This window comes from Afipia sp. MLSD5-FHT05B12 (assembly GCF_058793355.1).
The window spans coordinates 68200-87934 of the sequence record NZ_JBXAFS010000008.1 but is presented as its reverse complement, the minus strand read 5'-3'; the positions used below and the strand labels follow the sequence as shown (position 1 = coordinate 87934).

Annotated in this window: 16 protein-coding genes; 11 read left to right on the top strand and 5 right to left on the bottom strand. The window is 62.8% G+C overall.

Annotation, left to right across the window (positions count from 1 at the left end; genetic code table 11):
- Positions 1-65 precede the first annotated feature (65 nt).
- The 3 genes from AC1Q6J_RS12865 (at position 66) to alr (ending at position 4430) form a co-directional block, all read left to right on the top strand.
- Positions 66-1325 (top strand): cyclopropane fatty acid synthase, encoded by a 1260-nt coding sequence (locus tag AC1Q6J_RS12865; protein ID WP_492279669.1) that lies wholly within the window; start codon positions 66-68, stop codon positions 1323-1325.
- A 187-nt stretch (positions 1326-1512) separates the two neighbouring features.
- Positions 1513-3012 (top strand): replicative DNA helicase, encoded by a 1500-nt coding sequence (locus tag AC1Q6J_RS12860; protein WP_492279668.1) that lies wholly within the window; start codon positions 1513-1515, stop codon positions 3010-3012.
- A 245-nt stretch (positions 3013-3257) separates the two neighbouring features.
- Positions 3258-4430: an alanine racemase gene (alr, locus tag AC1Q6J_RS12855; RefSeq protein ID WP_492279667.1), complete on the top strand. Its 1173-nt coding sequence runs from the start codon at positions 3258-3260 to the stop codon at positions 4428-4430.
- Between the two features lie 33 nt (positions 4431-4463).
- On the opposite strand, the gene AC1Q6J_RS12850 is transcribed toward alr, so the two are convergent.
- Complete coding sequence (locus tag AC1Q6J_RS12850) at positions 4464-4853, bottom strand: BP74-related protein (RefSeq protein WP_492279666.1); 390 nt, start codon at positions 4851-4853, stop codon at positions 4464-4466.
- Positions 4854-4959: 106 nt separating this feature from the next.
- Between AC1Q6J_RS12850 and cnbZ the strand changes: the two genes are divergently transcribed.
- Both cnbZ and AC1Q6J_RS12840 read left to right on the top strand, forming a co-directional pair.
- Positions 4960-5715: a 2-amino-5-chloromuconate deaminase CnbZ gene (gene cnbZ, locus AC1Q6J_RS12845; RefSeq protein ID WP_492279665.1), complete on the top strand. Its 756-nt coding sequence runs from the start codon at positions 4960-4962 to the stop codon at positions 5713-5715.
- A gap of 54 nt (positions 5716-5769) precedes the next feature.
- The gene (locus AC1Q6J_RS12840; RefSeq protein WP_492279664.1) at positions 5770-6990 is read left to right on the top strand and encodes an MFS transporter; all 1221 of its coding nucleotides are present in this window, start codon (positions 5770-5772) and stop codon (positions 6988-6990) included.
- Positions 6991-7047: 57 nt separating this feature from the next.
- On the opposite strand, the gene AC1Q6J_RS12835 is transcribed toward AC1Q6J_RS12840, so the two are convergent.
- The gene (locus tag AC1Q6J_RS12835; RefSeq protein WP_492279663.1) at positions 7048-8823 is read right to left on the bottom strand and encodes an adenylate/guanylate cyclase domain-containing protein; all 1776 of its coding nucleotides are present in this window, start codon (positions 8821-8823) and stop codon (positions 7048-7050) included.
- A gap of 220 nt (positions 8824-9043) precedes the next feature.
- On the opposite strand from AC1Q6J_RS12835, the gene radA reads away from it, so the two are divergent.
- From radA to purF, 3 genes are all read left to right on the top strand, one after another.
- Positions 9044-10465, top strand: a complete 1422-nt coding sequence (radA, locus tag AC1Q6J_RS12830) for a DNA repair protein RadA (protein WP_492279662.1) — start codon at positions 9044-9046, stop codon at positions 10463-10465.
- Between the two features lie 267 nt (positions 10466-10732).
- Positions 10733-11377 carry a CvpA family protein gene (locus tag AC1Q6J_RS12825; protein ID WP_024577527.1) on the top strand — a complete coding sequence of 215 codons (645 nt, stop codon included), beginning with the start codon at positions 10733-10735 and terminating at the stop codon, positions 11375-11377.
- Positions 11378-11420: 43 nt separating this feature from the next.
- Positions 11421-12941 (top strand): amidophosphoribosyltransferase, encoded by a 1521-nt coding sequence (gene purF / locus AC1Q6J_RS12820; RefSeq protein WP_492279661.1) that lies wholly within the window; start codon positions 11421-11423, stop codon positions 12939-12941.
- Between the two features lie 28 nt (positions 12942-12969).
- Here purF and AC1Q6J_RS12815 read toward each other — a convergent pair whose 3' ends face one another.
- Positions 12970-14061, bottom strand: coding sequence for a GNAT family N-acetyltransferase (locus tag AC1Q6J_RS12815; protein ID WP_492279660.1), 1092 nt, complete (start codon positions 14059-14061; stop codon positions 12970-12972).
- 298 nt (positions 14062-14359) lie between these two features.
- On the opposite strand from AC1Q6J_RS12815, the gene AC1Q6J_RS12810 reads away from it, so the two are divergent.
- The 3 genes from AC1Q6J_RS12810 (at position 14360) to AC1Q6J_RS12800 (ending at position 16456) form a co-directional block, all read left to right on the top strand.
- On the top strand, positions 14360-15103 hold the full coding sequence (locus AC1Q6J_RS12810) for an SDR family NAD(P)-dependent oxidoreductase (protein ID WP_492279659.1): 744 nt from the start codon (positions 14360-14362) through the stop codon (positions 15101-15103).
- Between the two features lie 100 nt (positions 15104-15203).
- Positions 15204-15581 (top strand): DUF2147 domain-containing protein, encoded by a 378-nt coding sequence (locus tag AC1Q6J_RS12805; protein ID WP_492279658.1) that lies wholly within the window; start codon positions 15204-15206, stop codon positions 15579-15581.
- Positions 15582-15631: 50 nt separating this feature from the next.
- Positions 15632-16456 (top strand): class I SAM-dependent methyltransferase, encoded by an 825-nt coding sequence (locus tag AC1Q6J_RS12800; RefSeq protein ID WP_492279657.1) that lies wholly within the window; start codon positions 15632-15634, stop codon positions 16454-16456.
- 11 nt (positions 16457-16467) lie between these two features.
- Here the strand turns inward: AC1Q6J_RS12800 and AC1Q6J_RS12795 are convergent, their stop codons facing one another.
- Positions 16468-18135, bottom strand: coding sequence for a Spy/CpxP family protein refolding chaperone (locus AC1Q6J_RS12795; RefSeq protein WP_492279656.1), 1668 nt, complete (start codon positions 18133-18135; stop codon positions 16468-16470).
- A gap of 153 nt (positions 18136-18288) precedes the next feature.
- Positions 18289-19686, bottom strand: coding sequence for a ribosome biogenesis GTPase Der (der, locus tag AC1Q6J_RS12790; protein WP_492279655.1), 1398 nt, complete (start codon positions 19684-19686; stop codon positions 18289-18291).
- Positions 19687-19735: the final 49 nt, after the last annotated feature.

Sequence of the window (19735 nt, the reverse complement as noted above, 5' to 3'; positions counted from 1 at the left end):
GATTGAAACCGGAACAAAAATTACCAACATTTATCCGTATGTGAGACCACTTTGGATCATTGGACATGCGTTCGATGGATCGATTGCTGCGGTTTTTCCTGAGCCGGTTCATTCGGCGCGGCTCGGTGACGTTCACGATGACGAGCGGCGCCACCTTCACCTGCGGCGATGCTACAGGAAAGCCGGTCGCGGTGAGGTTTCTCACCAAGGAAGCCGAACGTCACCTGTTGCTCGACCCTGAACTTGCGCTGGGCGAAATCTACACCGACGGTGATTTTGTGGTCGAAACCGGGTCGATGACCGATCTTTTGGAAATCGTGCTCGGGCAGCCGGATCTTGTGCCGCGCTGGTCCAGAGCCCGGTGGTGGCTTCGCTACCTGATCCGGCACTGGCAACAGTTCAATCCGCCCGCCCGCTCGAAACGCAACGTCGCCAGTCACTACGATCTCGACGGCCGGCTGTATCGGCTCTTCCTCGACGCGGACATGCAATACAGTTGCGCCTACTTCGAGACGCCGGATTCCACACTCGACGACGCGCAGCTTGCCAAGAAGCGCCACCTCGCGGCCAAGCTACAGGTCAAGCAGGGCCAGCGCGTCCTCGACATCGGTTCCGGCTGGGGCGGGCTCGGCCTTTACCTCGCGGAAATGACCGGTGCGAACGTCACCGGCGTCACCCTGTCCGAAGAACAACTCGGCGTTTCCAATGCGCGCGCCGGAGAACTGAACCTGACCGACCGCGCGCAATTCCGCTTGCAGGATTATCGCGAGACGCCCGGCCCGTTCGACCGCATCGTTTCGGTCGGCATGTTCGAACATGTCGGCGTCGATTACTACGACACATATTTCAAGCGTTGCGCGGAACTGCTCAGCGGCGACGGCGTGATGGTGCTGCACTCCATCGGCCGCCCGGAAGGGCCCGGCATTACCAATCCATGGGTCGCAAAGTACATTTTTCCCGGCGGATACATTCCCGCGCTGTCGGAAGTCCTGCCGGCGATCGAGCGTTCGGGATTGCTGGTCGCCGACATTGAAATCCTGCGGCTGCACTATGCCGAGACGCTGAAGGCCTGGCGCGAACGCTTCCTTGCCCGGCACGAGGAAGCCGCGAAGCTTTACGACGAACGCTTTGTCAGGATGTGGGAATTCTATCTGGGCGCGTCCGAGATGTCGTTCCGCAAGCAGAACAGCATGGTATTCCAGATTCAGCTCACCAAGAAGCAGGACGCGGTTCCGGTCACGCGCGATTACATCGCCCGCGAGGAAGAACGGCTGCGCGGCATCGAGGCCACGAAACATCCGGTGCTTCGGCTCGCGGGCGAATAAACCTGGGGTCATGACGCGGCTGACGCAGCCGCTGAGGCTGGTCAAGCCTCACACCGATGACAATCCAGGTTCATTCGAAACAACTTGTGTGAATCGTGCATAAGACCATATGGCGCTTTCGTCCGGCCCCGCTGCGGTGCTTGATACGTGCCCCGCATTCGCCGAATTGGAAGCATACTCTCCCGCTATGGCCATTACTGATTCGAACATTATCAAGCTCGCGCCGGACGCCGGCACGCCGGCCTACCGGGTTGCGCCTCACAATATCGAGGCCGAACAGGGACTTCTCGGCGCCATCCTGGTCAACAACGACGCCTTTTACCGCGTCTCGGACTTCCTCGAGCCGAAGCATTTCTTCGAGCCGATCCATCAGCTGTTTTTCGAGACCGCGGGCAGCCTGATCCGCGCCGGCAAGATCGCTACCCCGGTCACGCTGAAGACCTTCGTTCCGGCGGACACCGATCTCGGCGGCATGACGGTCGCGCAGTACCTCGCCCGCCTCGCCGCAGAAGCAACCACCATCATCAACGCGCAGGATTACGGACGTGCCGTCTACGATCTGTCGATCCGGCGCGATCTCATTCGCGTCGGCGAGGACATGGTCAATGTCGCGTTCGACGCGCCGGTGGACTTCGCGCCGCGCGCGCAGATCGAGGACGCGGAAAAGAAGCTCTACGACCTCGCCGAGTCCGGGCGTTACGATGGCGGCTTCCAGAAATTCTCGCAGGCACTGACGGTCGCCGTCGACATGGCCGCCGCCGCCTACAGCCGCGACGGCAACCTGTCGGGCCTCGCATCCGGCCTGCGCGACATGGATATCAAGATGGGCGGTCTTCAGCCGTCCGATCTCATCATCCTCGCCGGACGCCCGGCGATGGGCAAGACCGCGCTCGCGACCAACATCGCCTTCAACATCGCACGCAACTGGCGCGGCGAGGTGCAGGCCGACGGCCAGATGAAATCGGTCGATGGCGGCATTGTCGGCTTCTTCTCGCTGGAAATGTCGGCGGAGCAGTTGGCCACACGTATTCTGTCGGAGCGCACCGGCATTTCATCGAGTTCGATTCGCCGCGGAGGCATCAGCGAGCGGGATTTCGACAAGATCCGCGACCACTCCATCGAGATGCAGAACCTGCCGTTCTACGTCGACGACAGCGGCGGCATCTCGATCTCGCAGTTGACCGCGCGCGCGCGGCGGCTGAAGCGGCAAAAAGGGCTCGATCTGTTGATTATCGACTACATCCAGCTTTTGTCTGGATCGGGGAAACGCTCCGACAACCGCGTGCAGGAAATCACCGAGATCACCACCGGCCTCAAGGCGCTGGCCAAGGAACTGAACGTCCCCATCATCGCGCTGTCGCAGTTGTCACGTCAGGTCGAGAACCGCGACGACAAGCGCCCGCAACTGTCGGACCTGCGTGAATCGGGTTCAATCGAGCAGGACGCCGACGTCGTGCTGTTCGTGTACCGCGAGGAATACTATCTCCAGAGCAAGGAGCCGCGCCCCGGCACGCCCGAGCATGAGAAATGGATGCTCGATATGTCGCTGGTCCACGGCAAAGCCGAAGTCATTATCGGCAAACAGCGTCACGGCCCCACCGGCACCATCAATCTGCATTTTGACGCCAACGTCACGCGGTTCGGCGACCTCGCGCATGACGGCCAGGTGCCCGAGCGATTTGGCTGATCGAGTCTACTTTCGCGCGCAAAGAGTGTGCTAGTGTGGTGGCTCGCAAGTCCGCATCATTTCCACCGCACGGTCTTTTGCGGACTTGCGAGCCAAAACCACACTAGAATCATAATTTCTAGTGTCCTTTTGAATCCGAAGTTCGCGCCAGAGGGTGCTGCAAAATGAAGCGAACTTCGGATTCAGGACACTAGAGTCTGGTTCAACATTCTGAATCAAACTCGCTGCAAACCTTTGCTGAGCCAATGACTCCTGCTTCCGATCTCAAGTCCGCGACACCTGCTGCTGCGAGCGTCGCGGACGTGCGCTTGCCTGCCAGCGCGACCGGCATCCTGACCATCGACCTCGACGCCATCGTCGCAAACTGGCGCAAGCTCGAAAGCCATGCCGTGCCTGCGGACTGCGCCGCCGTCGTGAAAGCCGACGCCTATGGCTGCGGCATCACGCAGGTCACCCGTGCGCTGGCGCGGGCGGGATGCAGAACCTTCTTCGTCGCCACGCTGGACGAGGCGCGCGCGGCACGCGCGGTGACGCCCACCTCCGCCATCTATGTGCTCGACGGATTTTTTCCCGGCTCGGGCGATCAGTTTGCGAAGATCGATTGCCGCCCGGTGATCGGCGACGCCACCGAACTCGCCGAATGGGACGCGTTCCGCAAGACCAGCGGTTGGGAAGGCCAGGCCGCGATCCATATCGACACCGGCATGAACCGTCTCGGCTTCCGCGTCATCGAAGCGCAGGCGCTGCTGCCACGGATCAGGAACGGCAATCACGGCATCTCGCTGGTGATGAGCCATCTCACCAGCGCCGAGATGCTGCACGATCCGGCGAACGGACGGCAGGTCGCGGCGTTCCGCGAGATCGCGTCGCAGTTCTCCGGTGTGCCCGCCTCGCTCTCGAACTCATCCGGCATTTTTCTCGGGTCCCAATTCCATTTCGATCTGGTGCGTCCAGGCGCGGCACTCTACGGCGTCAATCCGACGCCGGAAGCCGATACGCCAATGCAGCCCGTCGTCGATCTCAAGGTGCGCGTGGCGCAGGTCCGCAACATCGAAAAAGGCGAGCACGTCGGATACGGCGGCACCTGGACCGCACGGCAGCCGACGCGATTGGCGATCGTCACGGCAGGTTACGCCGACGGCTATTTCCGCGCCGCGGGCAGCATCGACAACATGCGCAGCGCCGAAGCGATGGTGGCGGGCAAGCGTTGCCCGGTTGCCGGGCGGATCTCGATGGACCTGATGGCGATCGACATCACAACCCTGCCGCCGGGCGCGACCCGGCGCGGCGCGCTGGTGTCGCTGCTCAACAACGAGATCACGGTCGATGAGCTCGCGCACCATTTCGGCACCATCGGATACGAGGTGCTGACCAGCCTCGGCAAGCGATATACGCGCGTCTACAAGGGCGGCGAGTAAGCGGGCCGGTCAACTCAACCAATAGCGCGGACATCAGGTGTCAGCGTATTCAATCGGCAGTCCGGCCATTCCAGCCGCGCTGTCGAAAACCACCTCTTCCACCAGACTCGATCGCCATGGGCACCAGCGGTTATGTGGCAGAAATGCTCCGCCGACCTCACTCAAATGCGCCTCGACCTGCACAATCGAGGCCTCGCACACCTCCATCGCCTCACCGAAGAATTCGATGGACGCCGGATCGAGATGCCAGCTCCAGGGCTTGTTGTAGGGCTTTGGCTGCTTGACGATCACGCCTCTTATGCTCGTACCTGTCGTTATGCTTCGCGACAGGATCGCGCGAGCTTTCTTCACTGTTGCTTCGTCGGTAATCTCGACCACAAAACAGCGATTAATGACCGCCTGGATACATCTGAAAAATGCCATGCCAATCCCCTTTGGTTTAATGTTGCAATGCTTGCATGAATGATCTGCGCCCTTCTACAGAATTCTGTATTGAGATTTGAGGAACTGGATCCGAAGGGACAATCGAATGCCGGACGTAATGGAATTCAAGCCGGGGAATTACAAATTCATCGTTTCGCCCGGCGGACCCTTCTCCAGCGGCGTCGCGGCGATGCCCGGCTACGCGCTGCGCAGGGTGCGCTTCGCGCATCCGATCCCGATGGCCGATGGCTTTGCCTTCATCAAGGCGCATCTTGAGCGCGAAGGCCGTCCCATCACTGCGCTGGCCGCCTGCGAACTGCGCTCGCCCGCTGCGATGACCATCGAGCAGTTTCAGGCCTTCAACAGCGAATATCTGAAAACGCTGCATCAGTGGGGCTGCAAGGCAGGCGACATCAATCCGCTCGCGCGCAGCAACCTCGCGCCGATCACGGAAATCCCGAACGAGACGATGTTCTTCGCTTTCACCTACACCGCCCCCGAAGCCGGCGCCTCGGGCGACTTCCTGATCTCCGGCAAACCTGAAATCCGCGATGGCGTCACCACCGACCGTATCGTCGGCGGCCGTGACGTCTCATTGAAGGGTCTGGAGACCAAGGCGCGGTTCGTGATGAACGCCATGCGCGAGCGCGTCGATGTGCTCGGATGTGACTGGGCCGCTGTCACCGCAGCGCAGATCTACACCGTCCACGACATTCGTCCATTGCTCGACACGGTGTTCACCGAATACGGCGTGAGCCAGATCGGCCTCGCCTGGTATCCGGCATGGCCGCCGGTGATCGGGATGGAATTCGAAGTCGATGTGCGCTGCGTGCGAACCGAACTGGTGATCGATCCGCGCTAGTCGGGCCAAAGCCGCCATGGAGCCGCGGTGTCCAGGAAGGCAAACAGGAAATCCATGACGAAAAGCGCCAGCGCAACTCACACCCTTCGCGCTATTCCAGCCGGTGTCTGGGCATTGGGCTTCGTCTCGATGCTGATGGACATCTCGTCCGAGATGATCCACGCCCTGCTGCCGGTCTATCTCGTCACGGTACTCGGCACATCGATGGCGACGGTCGGCGTGATCGAAGGCATCGCTGAGGCGACGGCATCCATTACCAAGATATTTTCAGGAGCCCTCTCCGACTGGCTTGGCAAACGCAAATTTCTCGCGGCAATCGGCTATGGTCTGGCGGCTTTCACCAAGCCCATCTTTCCCCTCGCCCCCACCGTCGGCTGGCTGGTAGCTGCGCGCTTCATCGATCGTGTCGGAAAGGGCATCCGGGGCGCCCCCCGCGACGCATTGGTGGCGGACATTTCTCCGGTTCATCTGCGCGGATCAAGTTTTGGCCTTCGCCAGTCCCTCGATACGGTGGGCGCATTCCTCGGTCCGCTGCTGGGCATTGGCCTGATGTGGTGGACGGCCGACAACTTCAAGGCGGTGTTCTGGTTTGCGGTCATTCCCGCGTTTCTGGCTCTGGCGCTGATCGTTTTCGCGGTGCGTGAGCCTGACCGGGTCCAGGGTCTGCGCGAAATACGCAATCCCATCAGCCTGACCGAAATCAGGAACCTTGGCGCGGCCTATTGGCGGGTGGTGGCCATTGCGACTGTGTTCACGCTGGCACGTTTCAGCGAAGCGTTCCTGATCCTGCGCGCCCAGAATGCCGGACTGCCCATCATGCTGGTGCCTGCGGTGCTGGTGCTCATGAATGTCATCTACGCCGCCGCCGCCTATCCTGCCGGCGTCATGTCGGATCGCACGAACCGCGTCGTCGTGCTGGCGATTGGAATTGTGCTGCTGATCGCCGCCGATCTCGCGTTGGCTCTGCTGCCTTCGGTCACCGGCGTCGCGATCGGCGTCATTTTGTGGGGGCTGCACATGGGATTTACGCAAGGGCTGCTAGCTACACTTGTCGCGGATACGGCCCCCGTCGAACTGCGCGGTACCGCCTATGGATTTTTCAATCTGCTCGGCGGTCTCGCCATGCTCGCGGCGAGTGTCATTGCCGGCGTGCTGTGGGATGCGATTGGGCCAAACGGCACGTTCTTCGCTGGCGCCGGCTTCGCGCTGGTGGCGCTCGCCGGGTTGCTGGCTGTACGCGGCGAAATTAACGCAAGGACGGACTCGAGAGTGTGAGCGGTCATCTTTTCAAGATGAAGCGCATTGCACGTAAATGCATCGCCTCACTCGCAATCATTCCGGCACGCCTGCCAGCCGATAGCCTTCCGCCAGCTTCGCGATATCCTGATCCCGCCGCAGCGGAAATCGCTCGCGGATCTTCGAAATCCGCATCGACGAATTGACTTGCCGCGCAGCCTCCCACGCCTTCCTTGCGGCATCGATCTGTCCCAGCAGCGCATGGGCCGCCATGATGACCCCGTGAGCGCCCAGAAAATTCGGGTTGGCGCGCCGCGCGAGTTCAGCCCACCGCAACGCCTCTTCATAGTGCCCCAGGAAAAACGCCGCCTGCGCGAGCGCGGTGTAGGTGCTGAAGATCGCCGAATCCAGCGGACTCAATCGTAACGCGCGTTTGCAGTAGTCCGTTGCTTCCTCGTGGTTGCCGAGCAGCACATTGATCGCGCCCCGGAACGACCATGCGAACGCGGAGTTCGGACTTTCGGCCGTCGCGCGCTCCAGATAATCGGCGGCCTGCTCGACTTCATCGGCCAGCAACGCGAGCGTCCAGCCAGCCTGCCCCAGAACGAACGTATCCCTCCTGCCAAGCTCAATGGCTTTGCGGGCAGCGCCGATCGCTTCACCGACGTCGCGGTCGCGATCGGTACTCCATCCGGAGAACAGCCACACGGTGTACCAGCCGGCTATGCCGGCATAAGGACGTGCAAAATGGTTATCGAGTTCGATCGCCTTTTTGAACAGAGCAAGCGCCTCGGTCAGGGCTTCCTTTTCGAACTGCTGGAACTTCGAGACGCCCCGAAGATAGTAATCGTAGGCCGTCAGGTTTTCCGTCGGCTTGCGGTTGGCCCGATCGAGTTCCGATTGCTGGAGCTTCGGAAAGATCGCGACGAGAACGCTCTCGGTGACCTTGTCCTGCAAATCGAAAATGTTGCTCAGTTCACCATCGAACCGGTCCGCCCAAAGGTGAGCGCCGGTCTCGGCATTGATCAACTGTCCTGTGATGCGGACGCGGCTGCCGGCCTTGCGCACACTGCCTTCCAGCACATAGCGAACGCCAAGCTCGCGTCCGACCTGTTTGATGTCCACGGCCTTGCCCTTGTAGGTGAAGGCCGAATTGCGGGCGATGACGAACAGCCAGTTGATGCGCGACAGCTCGGTGGTGATGTCTTCGACCATACCGTCGGCGAAGTATTCCTGCTCCGGATCGCCGCTCATGTTCTGGAACGGCAGCACCGCGATCGACGGCTTGTCTGGCAACGGCAATGGCGCCCTGGCTTCCGGCGATGGCGACGGAAGGGAGCGCTCGCCCGCGGCGCTCACAGCGTAGGCGCGAACGGGTTCGATGTTCTTGAGCTCCTGCATTCCGAGATCGACGAATGTCAACGACAGGATCTTCCGGACCTGATCGTGCGCGACGCCGGAAATGCAGATGCCGCCCGCTGCCGCATTGGTCTGAAGGCGCGCGGCGATGTTGACGCCATCGCCGAACAGGTCTCCGCCCCTGACCATCACGTCGCCGAGGTGGACACCGATACGGAAGTTGATTTTCCGGTTTGGGGGAACCTCGCTGTTGGCGTTCGCCAGGGCTTCCTGCGCGGCGACGGCACATTCAACCGCATCGACCGCGCTGCCGAATTCCGCCAGCACGCTGTCGCCCGCGGTATTCGCGATCCGGCCGCGATGCGACGCGATCAGATCGTCCATGATTCGCCTGCGTTCGGTCAGGTCGCGGAGCGTCCCGACCTCGTCGGCGCCCATCAGGCGGCTGAACCCCTCCACGTCGGCTGCGAAAATGGCCACCAGTCGCCGCTCGGTGTCATGAGATGTAGCCAAAGCGAACTCCCGGTTACGCCTGAACAGTTTGCTATGGCGGCCCCTCCGCCGTCCAGCAGCGAAGGGTCTGCGCCAAAGCGGATTGAACACACGCGAACACGTCGCGTGATGACAGTGCATCACGCGTTGCGAGGCCGGAAATTGCGGTTGACTTTTGCCGCAAAATAACGAACAAAAGAAGAACAAAAATGCAGACGATTTTGAAGGACGGAATTCGTAAATGGCCCGTACCGCAGTTCTCTCCTTTGTCTGCCAGAACTGCGGAGCCGCCTACAATAAATGGCAGGGTAAGTGCGAATCCTGCGGCGAGTGGAACACGCTGTCGGAAGAAGACACCACCGGCGCGACGTCGATGCCCGCGAATTTGCGCCCCAAGCGCAAGGGACGTCCGTTCGCACTGGAAACCCTGACCGGATCGAGCCCCGAAGCGCCCCGCCTGTCGTCCGGAATGGGCGAACTCGACCGCGTCACCGGCGGCGGCTTCGTGCGCGGCTCGGTGCTGCTGGTCGGCGGCGATCCCGGCATCGGAAAATCGACACTGCTGACCCAGGCCACCAGCCTGATGGCCCGTGCGGGGCATCGCGTGGTCTACATCTCGGGCGAAGAAGCCGTCGCGCAGGTCCGCCTTCGCGCCGCGCGGCTCGGTCTCGCCGACGCGCCCGTGCAACTGGCCGCGCAGACCTCTGTTGAGGACATCATCGCCACGCTGTCGGAAGGACCGCCGCCTCGCCTCGTGGTGATCGATTCCATCCAGACCATGTGGACCGACACCGTCGAATCCGCGCCCGGCACGGTGACGCAGGTCCGCGCGTCGGCGCAGGCGCTGATTCGTTTTGCGAAGAAATCCGGAGCGGCGCTGATCCTTGTCGGCCACGTTACCAAGGACGGCCAGATCGCAGGCCCTCGCGTGGTCGAGCACATGGTCGATGCGGTGATGAGCTTCGAGGGCGAAGGCTCGCAGCAGTTCCGTATCCTGCGCGCGGTCAAGAACCGCTTCGGCCCCACCGATGAAATCGGTGTGTTCGAGATGACAGGCCTCGGCCTGCGCGAAGTCTCCAATCCATCAGAGTTGTTTCTGTCGGAGCGCGATCTCGGCAGCCCCGGCACCGCCGTATTCGCCGGTCTTGAAGGCACGCGTCCGGTGCTGGTCGAATTGCAGGCGCTGGTTGTTCCGACAACGCTTGGAACGCCGCGCCGCGCCGTGGTTGGCTGGGAGTCGAGCCGCCTGTCGATGGTGCTGGCGGTGCTGGAGGCGCATTGCGGGGTCAAGCTCTCCGGCTACGACGTCTATTTCAATGTCGCCGGCGGCCTGCGGATCAACGAACCCGCGGCCGATATGGCGGCGGCAGCGGCGCTGGTGTCATCTCTCGCCAACGCCCCGTTGCCGGTCGATGCAGTCTATTTCGGCGAAATCTCGCTGTCGGGCGCGGTGCGGCCGGTGGCCCAGACCTCGGCCCGGCTCAAGGAAGCCGCCAAGCTCGGTTTCGGCCGCGCCGTGCTGCCGGAAAATGCCCGCGGCGATACCGGCGGCGACGCTGGATTGTCGCTGAATACGGTGGGATCGCTGGCCTCGCTGGTCGCGGACATCGCAGCAAGGGGCAACAAAGCCACAGCCAGAGGTAAAACCGCGGCTTCAGGCTGATTCAAGCCTGTTGAGAACCAAACGCGGCGTGACGCTGGCATGACTGGCCGCTATATAGCCTGCGGCGTTGCAACGGCTGCCGATTGCGCCCCGCTACGGATCGTTAACCGCAACAGGCGATCCAGGAGAGCGATGCAGTTTTGCCGTTGATGTCTGGGTTTTTGCGGGTTCCCGGCCCTTGCGGGACGTGCGATATGGCCGTCAGCTATCCGGACCTGAGACAACCCGATTCGGGGTTTCGAAACTGAAAGCGGATCTGACCAGCCGATGCCGATAACGCTTCTCGACATTATCGTTCTTGCCGTGATGCTGTTGTCGGGCCTTCTGGCGATGATCCGCGGTTTCATGCGTGAGATTCTGTCAATCGCGGCCTGGGGCGCAGCGGCCCTGACCACGCTCTACGCCTATCAGAAGCTGCTGCCGACCGCGAAAACATACTTCAATAACGAGACCGTCGCGGCGGTGGCCGTGGTGGCCGGCGTGTTCATTCTGACGCTGATCGTGGTGTCGATCATCACGGTGCGCATCTCGGACATGATCCTGGACTCCCGGATCGGCGCGCTCGACCGCACCCTCGGTTTCCTGTTCGGGCTCGCGCGCGGACTTTTGATCATGGTGGTGGCGTTTTTGTTCTTCGCCTGGCTGGTGCCGGATAAACAACAGCCAGATTGGGTCCGTAACGCCAAGTCGCGGGTGATGTTGCAGGGAACCGGCGATTGGCTGATGGGCCTCTTGCCTGACGACCCCGAGAACACCATCTTGAAGAGGTTCAAGAAAAAGGGCGACGAGGAGCAGACCGATGCTGCTCCCGAACCGCGCACAACAGCAACGGTGGGGAACGACGGCGGGTACGGGAAAACAGCCCGTGACGGCATGAAACAGTTGATCGAAGGCAAAGCCGCAGGACGCTAGATTCAGTTCTAGTCCTGCCTCAGACAAGGGCGCGGTGGACCATATGAAAACCCCTTCCGGCGATCACTCTCCCACTCCACCCTCCAAATCCGACCACGACCTGGATGACGATCTGGATAAGGATTTGAACGGCGACACGCTTCGCGAGGAATGCGGCGTGTTCGGCATCTTCGGCCATCCCGAGGCCGCCGCGATCACCGCCCTCGGGCTCCACGCCCTCCAGCATCGCGGCCAGGAAGCCGCCGGCATCGTCACCTACGACAACGGCCGCTTCCATTCCGAACGCCGCCTCGGTCTCGTCGGCGATACCTTCTCCCGCGCGGAAGTCATCTCACGTCTGCCCGGCAACATGGCCGTCGGCCATGTCCGTTACTCCACCACAGGCGGCACGATCCTGCGGAACGTGCAGCCCCTGTTCGCAGAGTTGAATGCAGGCGGTTTCGCCGTCGCTCACAACGGCAATCTCACCAACGGCCTGACGCTGCGCCGTGAACTGGTCCGCCATGGCACCGTGATGCAATCGACCACCGACACCGAGGTGATCCTGCATCTGGTCGCGCAATCCAAGCGCGGACGCTTCATTGAACGCTATATCGAGGCGCTGCGCGCCATCGAGGGCGCCTACGCGCTGGTCTCGCTGACCAACAAGAAGCTGGTCGGCGCACGCGATCCGCTCGGCATCCGCCCGCTGGTGCTCGGCGAACTCGACGGCTGTCCGATCCTCACCTCGGAGACGTGCGCGCTCGACATCATCGGCGCGAAATATGTCCGCGACATCGAGCCTGGCGAAGTGATCGTGTTCGACGAACACGGCCAGGAAATCCACAAGCCGTTCCCGCCGCAGCCACCCCGCCCCTGCATCTTCGAATACATTTATTTCGCGCGGCCGGATTCGATCGTCGGCGGCCGTTCGGTCTACGAAGTCCGCAAGGCGTTCGGCGCGCAACTCGCGCGTGAAAACCATGTCGACGTCGATGTGGTGGTGCCGGTGCCGGATTCCGGCGTCCCTGCCGCGGTCGGATACAGCCAGCATTCGGGCGTGCCGTTCGAGCTTGGCATCATCCGCAACCATTATGTGGGCCGCACCTTCATTCAGCCGACGCAGAGCGTGCGCGAGCTTGGCGTGCGCATGAAGCACGCGCCCAACCGCGCCGCCATCGAAGGCAAGCGCATCATCCTGATCGACGACTCGCTGGTGCGCGGCACCACATCGAAAAAGATCGTGCGCATGATGCGCGACGCCGGCGCCAAGGAAGTCCACTTCCGTCTCGCCTCGCCGCCGATCGTCAATCCGGATTATTACGGCATCGACCTGCCGGACCGCGGCGGGCTCCTGGCTGCGACCCATACGCTGGAAGAAATGCGCGAGATCATCGGCGCGGACTCGCTGGCGTTCCTGTCGATCGACGGCATGTACCGCGCCATGGGCGAACCGGCGCGCGACCCGGCCAATCCGAAATTCGCGGATCACTGCTTCACCGGCGCGTATCCGACCCACCTCACCGACCAGACCCAGGTCGAGCAGCCGCAACATCAGCTTTCGCTGCTGGCGGAAGCAAGCTGAGTTTATGGTCTATGGCGGATGCACCGGCTCAGCCGCTCTGCATCCGCGCCAGCCAGACCGTCAATCCTCCACAGTCCTGATCCTCCACCACATGCTGCACGGTTGAAAAGCCGTGCGCGGCAAGAAGCGCCTCGTATTCATCCGTATCGAGGCTGGCGTGATAAAGCGCCTCGCCTTGATACGCGCCGATGGCTTCGCCCGCCTTTGGCCCGCTGGTGAAAATCAGAGCTGCGCCGGCCTCCGCATGATCGCGAAAGACCCTGAACATCGCGCGCTGACCGTCCGGCGTCAGATGGAAAAAGCTGTTCCATGCGACAATGCCGCCGAAGCGGCGCGAGAGAGAAACGTCGCGCATGTCGCCCGCGATCCACGTCTGATCTGGAAAGCGCGAGCGGCACAGATCGATCAGCGTCGGCGATGAATCGACGCCTGTCACGCGATGCCCCGCGTCGGTCAGAAAGCGCGCGACCGGCTCACCCGATCCGCAACCCAGATCGAGCACGTCCGCGCCGCCGGGCATGACATCCCTGAACCGTTCGAACCATGCACGCTCAACCAGCCGCTTGCCGCGATCGCGGTCGAACGCCGCGGCATGACGCTCGTACAGCGCGCCGATCGCTTTCGACGCCGGGTGCCAGCCGGGCGCCTGAAGTGTCCGCGCCATGAAGCGGGCATCGTTGCCGTAACTGCGCAGCCTGGACTCCAGCAGCGGGTCATGCACGGCATCAAATCCCTGACGTTGCCAGAATCCCGTGGAGCCGTTGACCGCGATCAGCGACATGCTGGACAGGCCGCAGGCAGACGCATGACGCGCGAGCCATGCGACGACGCTTGTTGCCGCGCCGGTGCCCTGCACCTCCGGCGCCAGCGCGAGATCGTGGATGTAGAACGTCGACGGCTGCGGCGGCAGCGTGCCGAGCAGCGCGTTCAGCGGCGGTGGTTCCAGATGCCGCCACGGATGGCTGACCACATAGGCGACGAGGCCACGTTCGCCTTCCAGCACCCGGCAGCCTTCCGGATAGAGCCGCAGCCGCTCGGCAAAGACCGCGTCATCCTCCGGGTAATCCGGATGAATGCGGGCGGCCAGCTTATTGACCAGGGGCAGATCGGAGATCGACATGGCCCGCCACCGGCGGCCGGCGGCGGCTGGAGAGTTCGGGGTCATACCGGACCATGTAGCACGGTTCGGAGCCGTCTTCCTCTGTCACCTCTCCCCGCATGCGGGGAGAGGTCGGATCGCCATAAGCAAGGTCGCGCGTGTCCACGACGCGCTATGGCGATCCGGGTGAGGGCCGGCCCGGCATGGGTTTATTCATGCGCAGCATTGTGCAATAGCAGGCCCCTCACCCGGCGCGCCGCCGACGCGGCTCGCCACCCTCTCCCCGCAAGCGGGGCGAGGGAAAAACCGGGCTTTCCCTATGACCAAACCTCTCGCCTCCCGCATCGCTCTCGTCACTGGCGCATCGCGCGGCATCGGCCATGCCACGGCGCGCGCGCTGGCACGGGCCGGTGCCCATGTCATCGCGGTGGCGCGAACCCAGGGCGGCCTCGAAGAACTCGACGACGCCATCCGTGCCGACGGCGGCAGCGCCACGCTGGTCCCGCTGGACATGACCGATCTCGATGGCATCGCCCGGCTCGGCGCGGCGCTGAACGAACGCCACGGCAAGCTCGACATCCTGATCGGCAATGCGGGTGTCGCCGGAACATCATCGCCGCTCGGCCACACCGATCCGAAATTCTGGGACAACATGTTCGCGGTCAACACCACCGCGAATTTCCAGTTGATCCGCTGCATGGAGCCGCTGCTGCAAAAATCCGATGCCGGCCGCGCGGTGTTCATCACCTCCGGCATTGCTCACAAGGCCACTGCCTATATGGGCCCCTACGCAGCATCGAAGGCTGCGCTCGATGCGCTCGTGCGCGTCTGGGCGAACGAGACCGTCAGCACGCCGATCCGCGTCAACCTGTTCAGCCCGGGGCCGATCCGCACCCGCATGCGCGCGACCGTGATGCCCGGCGAGGACCCGATGATCCTCGACACGCCCGAGCAGGCGGCGGAATTCATCGTGCCGATGTGCATGCCGTCATGGACCGAGACCGGTAAGTTCTTCGACTATCCGTCAAGGACGCTGATGAGCTTCCGCACGCCGGTGGTGTGATGTCCGACATTACCCCCTGCGGTTGACACTCCTCAGGCCCCCCTGTTCAATTTGCGCAAGCCCGCACACAGAGGCTGGCGCACATTCGAGGGGAAACGAAATGGCATTGAAAATTGCAGCCGCAGTTGCTGCTCTCGCGCTCATGGGAACATCTGCGCTTGCAGGCGATCCGAGCGGAACGTGGCTGCGCGACACCGGCGCATCGCGCGTCAAGATCGGGCCGTGCGGCGGCGGTGCGTATTGCGGCTCGCTCGTCTGGCTCAAGCCGGGCGTCGAGACACCGGCCAAGGTCGGCCAGCGCATCTTCTACGACATGAAGCCGGACGGCACGGATGCGTGGAAAGGCTCCGCGTTCAATCCCGAAGACGGCAAGACCTATTCCGGCAAGATGTCGCTCTCGGGCGGCATGCTGACCACGGCGGGATGCGCCATGGGCGGGATGATCTGCAAGTCCTCGACCTGGACGCGGGCGAACTAAAATACTGGTGAACGAGAAGTGCTCCATCTTCCACATGACGGAGGATCGACATGGACGCGACCGACAAGCTGTTCTCTGGATCAATTCCCGAGATCTACGACAGGCTGTTTGTTCCTCTCATTTTCCAGCCTTACGCAAACGACCTCGCCGGGCGGATCGCCAGGACCAATCCAGAGAGTGTGCTGGAGACCGCTGCCGGAACGGGCGTTCTGACCAGAGCCATGGTGCCGCGGCTTCCCGACACGGCCCGGATCGTCGCGACCGATCTCAATCAGCCGATGCTCGATCACGCCATGGCGAAGCAGCCTCACCCGGATCGCGTGACAGTTCAGGTTACCTGGCGGCAGGCTGACGCGCTCGCCCTGCCGTTCGGCAATCAGGAATTTGACGTCGTTGCCTGCCAGTTCGGCGCGATGTTCTTTCCCGACAAGATCAAGGGTTTCAGCGAGGCCCGCCGCGTCCTGAAGCCGGGCGGTCATTTTTTCTTCAATGTATGGGACCGGATCGGCAACAACGAATTTGCCGATGTCGTCACCGCGTCACTGGCCACGCTTTTTCCGCAGGACCCGCCCATGTTCATGGCCCGCACTCCGCACGGCTATCATGATATCGCGCGAATACGCGGTGAACTGAGCGCGGCAGGTTTCTCAGCCATTTCCATTGAAACCGTCGACCACAGAAGCAAAGCCGCATCGCCACGGGACGTTGCCGTCGCCTACTGTCAGGGAACGCCGCTCAGAAACGAAATCGAGACGCGCGATGCATCATTGCTCGAAAAGGCGACGGAGATCGCGGCTGACGCGCTCGCACGGCGATTTGGAAATGGACCGGTCGACGGCCTCATCCGGGCGCATGTCATTACTGCCACGAACTGAGCGCATCCGATTCAGCGAACGAACGACATCATGCGCCGGATCATGTAATCGACGTTGCCATAGTGATGGTGACGGCGGCTGCGCGCCCGGCGCGGCGTATCCGCGTCATTGCGTGCAATGGCGTTCTCATCCAACGCGCTCAGCCGCTTCGGACCTATCGCATCGAAGCTCGCCTTCTGCTCGTCGGTGAGCGATCCATAAAAGCTGTCCAGCGGCGCGCGGACGGTCTTCACCGCTTGCAGCATGGTGTCGAGCCGCTTGCCGACAGCCGCGAGCCGCGCGGGCGGCGTATTCGCATTCTCGGGCTGGCACGACGACTTCAACATATCCGACGCCTTGGCCGCGGCATTCTGAAGCGCTTCCAGTCCTTTGCGCTGGGCATCGGTCGGCTTCACCGCCTGATCGATCATTGCACCCGGCCAATCGGTCACGCCCGGCTGCGAGACGTCGCAGCTCGGCTGCGCCGCATTCGCTGTCTGTCCGGCGCGCGCGGGCCGTTGCCGCTGCGCAAGCGCGTTGAACTTCGCTTTCTGCTCGTCGTTCAGAAGCCCGTAAAACTTCTCAAGCGGCGGCTGCACGGTCTTCACCGCTGCGATCATCGCTTCGATGCGCTGCTGCATGACCGCGAGGCGTCGCGGCGCCGTCAGTGCAATATCAGTGGGGCAAGCGGCCTTGATGTCCTGCCCGGCCTTCAGCGACGCGTTGGCGAGATCGTCGAGCGCCGCCCGCTGCGCGGCGTCGGGCTCGATCGCCTTCTGGATCGCGTCGATCGGCAATCCGGCGATGTCGCGGCTGTCCTCGCCGCACATTTGCGACAGACTCATGCGATCGTTCGGATCCGCCGACGCAAACGACTCGCGGCCTCTCCCGCTCCGGGCGGCGTAGCCCGGCAGATAGCCGGAATAGCCGATGAGATCGTCGTAGCCGTAAGGCGCGAAGATGCCGGCATAGATGTCGGGATATCCATAGTCCCAGAAGGCCACGTCGTAGTCGTAGCCCCACAGCGAATAACCGTAGATGTCGTAGAAGGCGAACGGCCAGAACACCGGGCCCACCCATCCGAATCCGCCGTGGCGATGACGCCACCAGCCGTGGTGGTTGTGCCAGCCTGCCGTTGCGAGGCGCGATGTCACGAGCGCGCGGGTTGCCGGGTTACGCAGAGCGCCGGTGTTGCGCAAGGCCCGGTTAACCGGGCGGGCGTGAAACGCATTGCGCACCGCGTTCGCATTGCGGGTGACATTTGCACCGCGCGCAACATTCAAGGCGCGTGTGCTCGACGTGTTCATCGCGTTGCGTGCGATACCGCGCGAGGAACCAAATCGCGCGCTGCGGTGGAATTGCCGGTTGTGGATGGCATAGGACCGCCCACCCCGGAAGCTCGGCCCCGCAAATGAACGGGAGACATGCGGCCGGGCGTGGAAAGCGTGTCCTCCACCCATCCGGAATCCGCCACCGCGAAACGCGGCGCCACCCCCGCGAAAGCCGCCGCCACGAAAAGCCGCGCCGCCCCCGTGGAATCCACCGCCGCGGAATCCGCCGCCGCCGCCATGAAAGCCGCCACCTCCGCCGCCATGACCGCCGCCTGGCCTTGCCGAAGCGGCATCATACGCCGCCACGAAGAACAGCGCGCCAAAAGCCAGCGCAAAGAGCGTGATGAACCCTGACCTGAAGATCGACATGGCACCCTCCGCTAAACGGACAGCGGGAGCCGCAGGTGCGGAGGCCCGCCGGGGCGAAACCTCAAATCAATCCATTAAGTGATAAATTGTTCCGATCCTGGCGTCCTGAATCCGAAGTTCGCCTCTTTTGCAGCGCGCTCTACACGAGTGCGCTCAAGACTTCCGCTTCGCTTTATGTGCGAACGGGTTGTCCTTCTCCCGCAGCGTGATACGGATCGGCGTACCCGGCAGTTCGAAATAGCCGCGCATGCTGTTGGTCAGGTAGCGCAGGTAGGATTCCGGGATCGCGTCCGAGCGCGAGCAGAACACCACGAAGCTCGGCGGACGCGCCTTGGCCTGCGTGATGTAATTGAGCTTGAGCCGCCGGCCCGACACCGCCGGCGGCGGATTGGTCTGGACCGCCTGCTCGAACCAGCGATTGAGCGATGCGGTCGAGATGCGACGGTTCCAGACGCCATAGGCGTCCTCAATCGCGCTCATCAGCCGGTCGATGCCCTCGCCCATCATGCCCGACACCGCGACCACCGGCATGCCCTTCACCTGCGGCAGCAGGTGATCGGCATCCTCGCGTAACCTGGCGATCTGGTTCGGCGCGCGGTCCATCAGGTCCCATTTATTGACCGCGATCACGATGGCGCGGCCTTCGCGCTCGATCAGATCGGCGAGCCGCAGGTCCTGCTCCTCGAACCTGTTCTGCGCGTCCATCATCAGCACGACGACTTCGGCGAAGCGCACCGCGCGCAGCGCGTCCGACACCGACAGCTTTTCCAGCTTGTCCTCGATGCGCGAGCGCCGCCGCAATCCTGCGGTATCGAACACGCGAAACTCGCGGCCCTTCCACATCACGTCGACGGCGATAGAATCGCGCGTCGTTCCGGCTTCGGGACTGGTCAGCAGCCGCTCTTCGCCAAGCAGGCGATTGATCAGCGTCGACTTGCCGGCATTGGGGCGGCCCAGCACCGCGACACGGATCGGACGCGTCGACAGATTTTCGTCCTCGCCATCCACGTTCTCGAACGACTCCGGATCGTCCTCCTCGTCGTCCCTTTCGGCCGGCTCCGGCATCAGCACGCGCAGCGCGTCGTAGAGGTCGCTGAGGCCTTCGCCATGTTCGGCGGAGATCGGAATCGGATCGCCGAGCCCAAGCGCATAGGATTCCATTGCCCCCGCCTCGCCGTGCTTGCCCTCACTCTTGTTGGCGACCAGCACCACCGGCTTGTTGGCCCGGCGTGCGAAATCCGCGAAAGCGCGATCGGTTGGCGTCAGTCCCGCGCGCGCGTCGATCACGAACATCAGCGCATCGGCGGAAGCGATCGCCGCTTCGGTCTGCTCCTGCATCCGCGCGGTGAGCGAACCCTTCGGGCCTTCATCGAGACCGGCAGTATCGATCAGGGTGAATTCGAGATCGCCGAGGCGGCCGTCGCCCTCGCGGCGGTCGCGCGTCACGCCCGGCTGGTCGTCGACAAGCGCGAGCTTCTGCCCAACCAGCCGGTTGAACAGGGTCGACTTGCCGACATTGGGCCGGCCGATGATGGCAATGGTGAAAGACATGGTGATCCGTTCGCCCTTTACGGACCTCGTGTCAATAAAGGGGCGCGTT